At 57.8% G+C, this 9968-nt stretch carries 8 protein-coding genes; 6 read left to right on the top strand and 2 right to left on the bottom strand.

Annotated features, from left to right (window positions below; genetic code table 11):
• Positions 1-203 precede the first annotated feature (203 nt).
• Together dnaA and ACIREA_RS18185 are read right to left on the bottom strand one after the other, a co-directional pair.
• The gene (gene dnaA, locus ACIREA_RS18190; protein WP_397383752.1) at positions 204-1637 is read right to left on the bottom strand and encodes a chromosomal replication initiator protein DnaA; all 1434 of its coding nucleotides are present in this window, start codon (positions 1635-1637) and stop codon (positions 204-206) included.
• A 347-nt stretch (positions 1638-1984) separates the two neighbouring features.
• Positions 1985-3106: a DUF3500 domain-containing protein gene (locus ACIREA_RS18185; RefSeq protein WP_397383751.1), complete on the bottom strand. Its 1122-nt coding sequence runs from the start codon at positions 3104-3106 to the stop codon at positions 1985-1987.
• A 124-nt stretch (positions 3107-3230) separates the two neighbouring features.
• On the opposite strand from ACIREA_RS18185, the gene ACIREA_RS18180 reads away from it, so the two are divergent.
• The 6 genes from ACIREA_RS18180 to ACIREA_RS18155 all read left to right on the top strand — a co-directional run.
• On the top strand, positions 3231-4889 hold the full coding sequence (locus tag ACIREA_RS18180; protein WP_397383750.1) for a GspE/PulE family protein: 1659 nt from the start codon (positions 3231-3233) through the stop codon (positions 4887-4889).
• 48 nt (positions 4890-4937) lie between these two features.
• Positions 4938-6602: a GspE/PulE family protein gene (locus ACIREA_RS18175; RefSeq protein WP_397383748.1), complete on the top strand. Its 1665-nt coding sequence runs from the start codon at positions 4938-4940 to the stop codon at positions 6600-6602.
• A gap of 121 nt (positions 6603-6723) precedes the next feature.
• Entirely contained in the window at positions 6724-8004 is a 1281-nt protein-coding gene (locus tag ACIREA_RS18170) for a type II secretion system F family protein (protein ID WP_397383747.1), read from the top strand.
• A 33-nt stretch (positions 8005-8037) separates the two neighbouring features.
• Entirely contained in the window at positions 8038-8727 is a 690-nt protein-coding gene (locus ACIREA_RS18165; RefSeq protein ID WP_397383746.1) for a type II secretion system protein, read from the top strand.
• 70 nt (positions 8728-8797) lie between these two features.
• Positions 8798-9145, top strand: coding sequence for a hypothetical protein (locus tag ACIREA_RS18160; protein ID WP_397383745.1), 348 nt, complete (start codon positions 8798-8800; stop codon positions 9143-9145).
• 87 nt (positions 9146-9232) lie between these two features.
• On the top strand, positions 9233-9968 hold a 736-nt coding region (locus tag ACIREA_RS18155; RefSeq protein ID WP_397383744.1), incomplete at its 3' end, for a class I fructose-bisphosphate aldolase.

Genomic DNA, 9968 nt, shown 5'->3' with positions numbered 1-9968 from the left:
CAGGAATCGGAGCGAAGCGGGTCGAAGACCGCCGAAGGCAAATAGACAGCCGCAGGCTGCCCGGAGGGTGAGCGCAGCGAATCAATGCGCCGGTCCTCCGGCGCTTTCGAACGTCTCTATGCCTGCGCAAAGCTCCAGAGGACTGGAGCACTCCAAAACGCTCGTGCGTTCTCGATGCTCCAGGCCACGCGTGGGAGCGTGATTCAGCTCTCGCGGATTTTCCCAGCGAGTGAATCCAGCGTGCGCTTGAAGTCGTTGGAACCGTTGACGAGGTTCGTGACGACTTTGCAGGCGTGGATGACGGTGCCGTGGTCACGGCCGCCGAATTCATCACCAATCTGCACGAGCGGCAGCTTGGTAAGGGTGCGCGTGAGATACATGGCCACCTGACGGGCTTCGGCGATGTTTTTCGGACGCCGTGGGCCGGTGAGGTCGCTGACGCGCAGATCGTAATGCGTGGCGATGATGCGCTGAATGCGGTCCACGGTGACGGTCTTTGAAGGATCTTCATCGATCACATCATGAAGCATCGTCGCGAGCGCAGACTCCGTGGGGACGGTGCCTTCGAGGGAGACGTGGGCAGCCACGCGCATGAGCGCGCCTTCCAGCTTGCGCACGTTGATGCGGATGCGCTGTGCCATGAAGTCGAGGATCCATGGGTCGAGAGAGACATTGAAGTCGCTCTGTTTGCGGCGCAGGATGGCGATGCGGGTTTCAAAGTCCGGCACCTGGATCTGCGTGGCAAGGCCCCACTCAAAGCGTGAGACGAGACGGCTTTCGAGATTTTTGATTTCGCTCGGCGGGCGGTCGCTGGCGAGGACGATCTGCTTCGCGTTGTTGAAGAGCTCGTTGAAGGTGTGGAAGAACTCCTCCTGCGTGCTGTCCTTGCCTTCGAAGAATTGCACATCGTCGATGAGCAGCACATCCACCTTGCGGTATTTTTGGCGGAACTGGCTGAAGGTCTGGCGCTTGATGGCGTCCACAAACTCGTTGGTGAACTGCTCGGAGGTGACGTAGCGCACGTTGGCACGTGGTTTGCGCGCCAGCACTTCCTGGCCGATGGCCTGCAGGAGATGCGTCTTGCCAAGGCCGGTGGCACCGTAGAAAAACAGCGGATTGTAGATGCGGCCCGGCTTTTCAGCCACAGCCTTGGCAACAGCCACGGAATAGCTGCTGTTTGGACCGATGACGTAGCTGTCGAAGTTGAACTTGGCATTCAATCCCGCTTCACTGAAGAAACGGATCGGAGCCTGGTCACCGGCGTTGACACGCGCCGCCTTGAGTTCAGGCATTGGCGCGTAGGAAACGGGGGTCGGCTCCGTTGCCACATGAAACTCAATGACTGCAGGGACTCCTGTGACTTCAGCCACGGCATCGGCAACGGCCACCGTGTGATTGCTCTCGATCCAGAGCTGGTGGATCGGATTCGGCACGGTGATGATGAACCTGCCATCATCCGCCAGACGACCGGAGGTGCCGCTGAAGCAGCGCTGAAAGTTGTCGCCCCCCAGGCGCTTCACCAAAACTTCGCAGACCTGATCCCAGACCGTGGGAACAGGCGTGAACAGTTCGGTGTTTGCATGGTGAGCCGAGCCATTGAGGGAAGTGTGATTCGAGTTTTCATCGTTGCGCGCCATGATGATTGTTTCTGGAAGAATGAGGTCGGGATTAGGTTGGTAAGATGCGTCGGTAGGATTCAAATGGGAGCAATCAGGAGGCCATCGAATATCTTTTTAAACGACACTTCTTTGTATGTCGAAACCGACACATGAAACAAGCTCTTCTTCGATATATTTTTTGAATTTTCCATCCGTGAGAACAAAACATTCAAAATTAATTTGCATTAAAATGTGAAGATCTGTTCAAACACAGCGAACAAGCTGTGAACAGCTTGCGAATAGATGTGTGCAACGAGAATAGGCACGCAAAATGCGCGCACCATCTCATGCGGGAAAACCATCATTCCCGCATGGAGCAGCCAGGATCAATGAGCCTTCTTCACATGCTCACCGAGCAGATCACGGCCAAAGTCACCGTCAAAGCTGCGCCAGACGCTGTGCACATGGTTGGCATCGTTCTGGGTGTTGTCATACTCGAGCAGGAAGGTCTTGCCCTGCACACGGTAGTAGTGCGGTTCGCCGCGCTCCTTGCCACCAGCCCAGGCGAAATAAATCGGACCGCTCTCTTTAAACTCAGCGCGGGCGGCTTCAGCGATTTCGGGACGCATCCGGTCAATGTACTCGGCGATGATGCGCGTGAGCATGTCCTTCTGTTTCGGGTTGAGTTCGGAATCGACAAGACCGGCAGGTGCCAGCGGACTCACTTTGTGCTCCGCAGCGGTGATCATTTCCTTGGGAGCTTCCGTTGCGACGAACGCCGTCTTGAACTGCTCGGGCGTGAGAGACTTGACCAGTTCACGGCCCAGCTCCTCCTCAATCCCCAGCACGCGCAGTCCGGTGAGCGGCCCTTGGCGGATTTCACCCGGATTGGTGCCCATGAAAGCTGGAGTGGCACGGAGCATCTGGCCGTCTTTGATGGTGAAATTCAAGGACAGGTGATGTCCTTCCACACGCCAGCCCCAAGCTCCCTTGTCGGCGGGTTCGCCGAAAATCGAGACAAAGTATTTTTCTGGATCACGCTTTTCACGGACGGCGGCGCGCTTGGATACATCTGCGCCTTCCATTTGATAAAGCACTTCTTCAAGACTCATGATCGTCACCGCCTTGGCGGAGCCACGGAAACTGAGACCGGTATTCAGGAGAGCGTGGGCGAGCAGACGCTGCTGCGGCGTCATTTCCTTGAGGGGCAGCCCCTTGCGCTCACGCGGGATGAAGTGCCAGTTTTCACGCTCCTCGGCGGCAAATTCGAAACAAGCCTTCGCTTTTTGTTCCGGGGTCAGCGCAGCCAGAAAAACCTTGGCAATGGCGGACATCTGCGTGCCCGCATCGTGTGCCCCGACCTTGCTCGGAGTGAAACTGGAAAAAGCAAGGCAGATGCCGAGAAACGGGACGGAAAGGCGCTGAGCGATGTGCATGATGGTGGTGGTGAGTCGTCGTGATTGGTGGGCAGGGCAAGTCGAACGCTCATTCCGGGAGCGGTTTGTCATTCATTGTCATCAATTTTCATGTTGCGCGCGCCGAGACGTTGACACTTTCCTGCGTGAGGTTGTAGTCTGATGATTATCGTAAAATACCGTTTTCACGCACCACCCGCCAAGCAGATCCGAATTCATGTACTCCAATGAAGCATACCTCCTCGAACAGCTCCTGGAAACCGGCCAGCTGTCCGAGCGTGACATCCAGCATGCAAAAACAGGTCTGAAACCTGGAGAGAGCGCCGTTGCCATTCTGGTTAAAACAGGCACGATCACCGACGAGCAGATCGCACGCACGGTTGCCGTCAGCTCCGGCATGGAATACGTCGATCTGAATGGCTTCGAAGCACATCCTGGCCTGAAGGGACTCGTTCCTGTGGATGTGGCCAAGAAATATAAAATCGCGCCGCTGGGGATGAACGGGAGCACCTTGCAGATTGCAGTGTCCGACCCGTTTGACTTCGAAACGCTGGATGCTCTGCCGCATGTGCTGCAGCCGGACATTGAGTACTACTGCTCCACCCCGGGTCTGATCAAGACGGTGCAGTCCAATATCTATGGCAATGAAGCCATTCTTGGCATTGAAACGAAGGGCGCAGACGCTGGCACTTCCTCAGACGCTGACGCTCCGGTCATCAGGCTGGTGCAGAACATGCTGATGGAGGCCTTCAAGCAAAAGGCTTCAGACATTCACGTGGAGCCGCTGGAGAAGGACATCCGCATCCGCTACCGCATGGACGGCGTCCTCGTGGACGTGGAGCATCACCCCAAACGCCTCCATTCCGCGATCATCGGGCGTCTCAAAATCATGACCGGCTCCATGCAGCTGGATGAAAAGCGCATCCCGCAGGACGGCCGCATCCAGATGCACTTCAATGACAAGGAGATCGACATGCGTGTGTCGATCATCCCCACCAACAACGGCGAAAGCGTCGTCATGCGTGTGCTCGACAAAAGCAGCCTGAAGCTCGGCCTCGTGGACCTGGGATTCCTGAGTGATGACCAGGCCTCCTTTGAGCAGCTCATCACACTGCCTGACGGCATCATTCTGGTGACCGGCCCCACGGGCTCCGGCAAAACGACCACGCTGTACGCCTGCCTCAATTTCATCAACCGTCCTGACCGCAAGATCATCACGGTGGAAGACCCTGTCGAATACGAACTCGCGGGGATCAATCAGGTCATGGTGAAGGAAGACGTCGGCATGACCTTCGCCGCTGCGCTGCGCGCCATGCTGCGTCAGGCGCCGAACATCATCATGCTGGGGGAAATTCGAGATTTGGAGACGGCTTCCATCGCCATCCAGGCATCGCTCACGGGTCACTTGGTCTTCAGTACGCTGCACACGAACGATGCGCCGAGCGCCGTGGCACGTCTCACGGACATCGGGGTCAAGCCTTTCCTCACCGCCTCCGCCGTCCGCGCGATCGAAGCACAGCGACTCGTCCGCAAGCTCTGCCCAGACTGCAAACAGCCCGGCAAACTCTCCACCCATGAGCTGCGTTCCCTCGGTCTCGAAGCTGCCCAGATGGCTGAGTCCACCATCATGAGCGCCGTCGGCTGCTCCAAATGCCGCCAGCGCGGTTTCCGCGGTCGTATGTCCCTCGTGGAGATTTTCAAAATCAACGACGAAGTGCGCGGCATGATCAACCAGCAGCTCACCACTCCCCAGTTGCGCAAACGAGCACGCGAACTGGGCATGCGCACACTGCGTGAGGACGGCATCCGCAAGGTGCTTTCCGGCATGACCACCGCCGACGAAGTGATCGAAGCGACCATGTCTGACGCCGATTGATCCTCACTCCCAGACTTCCCCAACGAACTTCATTTCTTACAGACGACTATGACTCCCCATAATGTGGTAGAGATGCTCAAAAGCCGGGGCGTGATCGACAAAGGTCTCGCCTACGACATCGAGCAGGATTCCGTGCAAAACGGCAAAGACATTGTCCAGGTGCTGCTGGCCTACGGCATCTACACCAATGAGGATGAATTCTGGGCGCAGGTCGCCGATGAACTCGGTGCCGACCACTTCGACCTCGACAATTTCGAACCACCGCCCTCCGTCATCGCGTTGATTCCAGCGGGCATGGCACGCCTCTACGGAGCGTTTCCGATCACTCTGGATGCGCAGGGCCTGCACGTTGCCTTCACTGATCCGCTCAATCCCCAGCTGGTGGAAGACCTGCGCTTTGGTCTCGAAAAAACGATTGTGCCGGTGGTCGCCCGTCGCAGCCAGGTGCTGACCTTGATCGAAAAGTTTTATGGCGCTGGCGCACCCAGCATTGAGGAAATCTTCGGCCAGCTCGGCAAGAGCGGCAAAGACGGGATCACCGCCGAAGCCGAAGCGAATTCCGCGCCCATCGTCAAGTTCGTCGATCTGGTGATGCAGCAGGCCATCAAGGAGCGCGCGAGCGACATTCACTTTGAGCCCTTTGAGCGTGAGTTTAAAATCCGCTATCGTGTGGATGGTGCGCTGTATGAAATGGCGCCGCCGCCCATTCATCTGGCCACCTCGATCATTTCTCGTATCAAGGTCATGTCGAACATGAACATCGCCGAGCGCCGCATCCCGCAGGACGGACGCATCATGACCAACGTCGGCGGCAAGCCGGTGGACATGCGCGTCAATTCCCTGCCCACGCAGCACGGTGAGTCCGTGGTGCTTCGTGTTCTTGACCGCTCCTCGATCAACATCGAGCTCGATGCGCTGGGCATGCAGCCCTTCCTTCAAGACTACATCGTCGAGACCATCCACAAGCCCAACGGCATCTTCATTGTCACCGGTCCGACCGGAGCCGGCAAGACCACTACTCTCTACGCCTGCCTGCGGAAGATCAACACCATCGACTGCAAGCTGATCACCGCCGAAGACCCGGTGGAATACGAACTCGATGGCGTCATGCAGGTGCCGATCAATGACGCGGTGGGGCTGACCTTTGCCAAGGCCCTGCGCTCCTTCCTGCGTCAGGACCCTGACCGCATCATGGTGGGAGAAATGCGTGACCTTGAAACCGCCCAGATCGCGATCCAGGCGTCACTTACCGGCCACTTGGTGCTCAGCACCCTGCACACCAACGACTCCGCCGGGGCCGTCACCCGTCTGGTTGACATGGGGGTGGAACCCTTCCTCGTCTCCGCCACTCTGGAGGGTGTGCTCGCCCAGCGCCTTCTGCGCACCATCTGCAAAAGCTGCCGTTCGCCGTATGAACCGAGCCTGAGCATTCTCAATCAGCTTGGTCTAACGCCGGAGGATCTCGGTGGGAAGCAGTTCTACACCGGCTCGGGCTGCTCCGCCTGCGGCAACAGCGGCTACAAAGGCCGAAAGGGCCTCTACGAGCTGCTGGACGTCACCGACCCCATCCGCGAGCTCATCACCAGCCGCGCTCCCTCCATCGTCTTGAAGCAGAAAGCCATCGAACTTGGCATGGTCACCCTGCGTGAAGACGGCCTGCGCGGAATTTACGATGGATCAACGACCATCGAGGAAGTCCTGAAATACACCTGATCCCGCAACGCCAGACGGCGCCCCTTCCGAGTGCAACCCTGTACATTATTTGATGGACAGAACACCCGCCGTCCCGGTATTCTAAAATTACCCTGAACTAACGCCGCCACGATACGCCCCTATGCCCACGTTTCATTACATCGCCCTGGATCAGAACGGACAGGAAACCGCCGGAGATCTTGACGCTGCCTCCGAGGCAGATGCCATCAATCAACTGCGCCAGACCGGTCTCTATCCGACCAGCGTCGCCGCCGAAGGCCAGGGCCAGGCGGCAGCCATCAAGAAGCGCGTCAAATCCACCTCCAAGGGCAAAACGAAGACCGTCAAAGTCGGCGCAAACGCCAAGGTAAAGAGCAAGAGCCTGATGATTTTCACGCGCCAGCTCGCCACGCTCATCGATTCTGGCCTGCCTTTGCTGCGCGGTCTCACCGTGCTGGGCCGTCAGGAGCCCAATCTGGTGATGAAAGGCACGATCACCACCCTGGCGGACAATGTTCAGACTGGCAGCACCTTTTCAGAAAGCCTCCAGCAGTACCCGCGCATCTTCAACAAGCTCTACATCAACATGGTGAAAGCCGGTGAACTTGGCGGTGTGCTTGAGCTCGTGCTCAACCGTCTTGCCGAATACCAGGAAAAGGCCCAGAAGCTCAAGAACAAGATTGTCGCGGCGATGGTTTACCCGATCATCGTCATGTTCATCGCCGCAGCCATCATGGTCTTCCTCATGCTGGTCATCGTTCCCCGCTTTGAGTCCATCTTTGATGACATGATCCCGGGCGGCAAAGACAAGCTGCCGGCCTTGACGAAATTCGTCATCGGCTTCAGCCGCACCATGTACGACTACATCTGGTATCAGGTGGCCGGTCTGGTAGCGATCATCGCCGGCTGGCGCATGATGGCCGCCACCAAAGGCGGACGCCGTTGGATCGACCGCTCCAAGCTCAAACTCCCGCTCTTCGGCGATGTGCAGAGCAAAACTGCCATCTCGCGCTTCACCCGCACCTTGGGAACGCTGGTGACCTCCGGCGTGCCCATTTTGCAGGCCTTGAACATCACCCGTGACACCGCCGGCAACACAATCATTTCCGACGCCATCACCAAGGTGCATGACGCAGTGAAAGAAGGTGAGTCCATGGTGGCGCCTCTGGAGTCCAGCGGAGTCTTCCCCCCGATGGTGATCTCCATGGTCGACGTGGGCGAGGAAACCGGCCAGCTTCCTGAAATGCTTCTGAAAATCGCTGACGTCTATGAAGACGAAGTGGACAATTCCGTCTCCGCCCTCACCTCCATGCTGGAGCCCCTGATGATCGTCGTGCTCGCCCTCGTCGTGGGTGTCATCGTCATGGCCCTCTTCCTCCCGCTCATCGACGTGATTAAAAACCTCAGCGGCGCTGGCGGCTAAGACTGGACACCACCCCCAACCAACCTTGGAGTCATGAAATCAACCCGCCTGTCATTCCATTCACGTACGCGCGCCTTCACACTGGTGGAGATGCTCATCGTGGTCACCATCATCTCGTTGCTTGCCGCCCTGACCATGGGCGGATACACCTATGCCATGCGCTCCTCAAAACGGCGCCTTACCACAGGAACGTTTGAGGCGATCAAACTCGCCCTTGAACGCTACAACACGGAATTCGGTGAATACCCACAGCCGGCAAACAGCAATCAAATGGTGCAGTTTCCTCCCGGCTTGGCCACGTATGACACCTCCGGGGCTTCTTGCCTCTATCAGGCGCTGACTGGTGACGGTTACGACCAGATCAAGGGGGTCACCGGCGATGCTTCAGGAAGCGGATCAGGCGGCACGTCGGATGGCAAAGTGGAAGGCGTTGCCGAGCTCAAAAACAAGATGTTCGTCGAAATCCCCCAGACCATCTTCACCCGAAAAGGCAACACTTTCATGCTGATCGACGGCTTTGGTCACCCCTTTCAGTACCTGAAAGCAGCAATCCCCACCACGACGACCGGCTCTGGAAGCGGGGGCAGTTCCCCCACTCCCACCACCATCAACACCACGTATGATCTCTGGTCATACTCAGAAGATGAGGTCAACACCACCAAGCAAAGCATCAGCACTTTGACGGACCCAACCGTGTCCGTGAAATGGATCAAAAACTGGTGAATTGCGACTGCAGCTTCATCTGAAAACGACATCCGTTGCGTGCGTGTTTCCGGGCAAAGTTTGATATAGTATGCCCATCGGCCTCGCCATCGCCTCCATTCTAGCGCTGTTCGTCAGTTTCTGGGCATTGAACATCGCACGTGACCCGAGTGTCTGGAGACTCTGGTGGATGGACTTGCTCGGAGTGCTCGATGTGGATTCCAATCGGGATCAGCGGCGCAGCCAGGAACGCCAGATGTCCTTCATCTGCTTCACACTGTTCCTGCTCCTGCTCTCCACCGGCCTCAGCGGAGCCTTCTGGACGGTTGACCTGGTGCGCGATCACAAACGTGACAAAACACGCTTTGAGCGCGCGGAGGAAAGTTCCAACCGAGAAATCGAAAAGGTCAAAAGTCAGCCCCAGAGAATTGCCCGCTGAGAATGCGGCAGGCCGGAAGGGGTGGATTTTGGTTTGCACGCGGCGTACATCGCTGCGAAGAAACGTCTCATTCCCAATCCCGCCCCCATGAATCGCCAGGAAAATCTCGAATCCCTCTTTCGCAACGGCAAGACCGTCATCCTTCCCATTGACCACGGTTGCGCCATTCCTGTGCCTGGTTTGGAAAATCCCTTTCAGCTCATCGATCAGGTCAATGAGTTCGTCGATGGCTACGTCATGAATCTCGGCGTCGCCCTGCGTGCGGCCGACAGCCTCGCCGGCAAGGGCATCATCCTCCGCACGGACGTCTACAACACCCGCACCACGGGTGAAGGCGCTGGCAGCATCGGCGTCTTCGGCGTAGAAGAAGCAGAAATGGTCGGTGCCAATGCCGTCATGAACATGCTCTACCCCTTCTCCGCCTATGAGAAGGCCAATTTCCAGGAGTGCGCCGATCTCATTCGCCTCAGCCTCGACACCGACATTCCCGTCATCCTTGAGTCCCTGCCCTACGCGCTGGGTGCTCCGGAAAAATACACCGTGGAAAATGTCAGCTTCGCCGTCCGCCTCGCAGCTGAACTTGGCTCGGACGTCGTGAAGACCCCCTACCCCACCAATGGTACTGTGGACGACTTCCGCCGCATCATCGGCCAGAGCTTCGTCCCTGTCATCATCCTCGGTGGCGCCGCCATGGGAGACGACGCAGGCCTCCTGAAGATGGTCGAAGACGCCATGGACGCCGGTGCCGCCGGTGTGGCTATCGGCCGCAATGTCTGGCAGCACAAAAACCCTGCCGCCATCGCCCGCAGCATCGCGGCCGTCG

Source organism: Prosthecobacter sp., assembly GCF_044373815.1.
Classification (GTDB): Bacteria; Verrucomicrobiota; Verrucomicrobiia; order Verrucomicrobiales; family Verrucomicrobiaceae; genus Prosthecobacter.
This window is presented reverse-complemented; position numbering and strand designations above follow the sequence as displayed.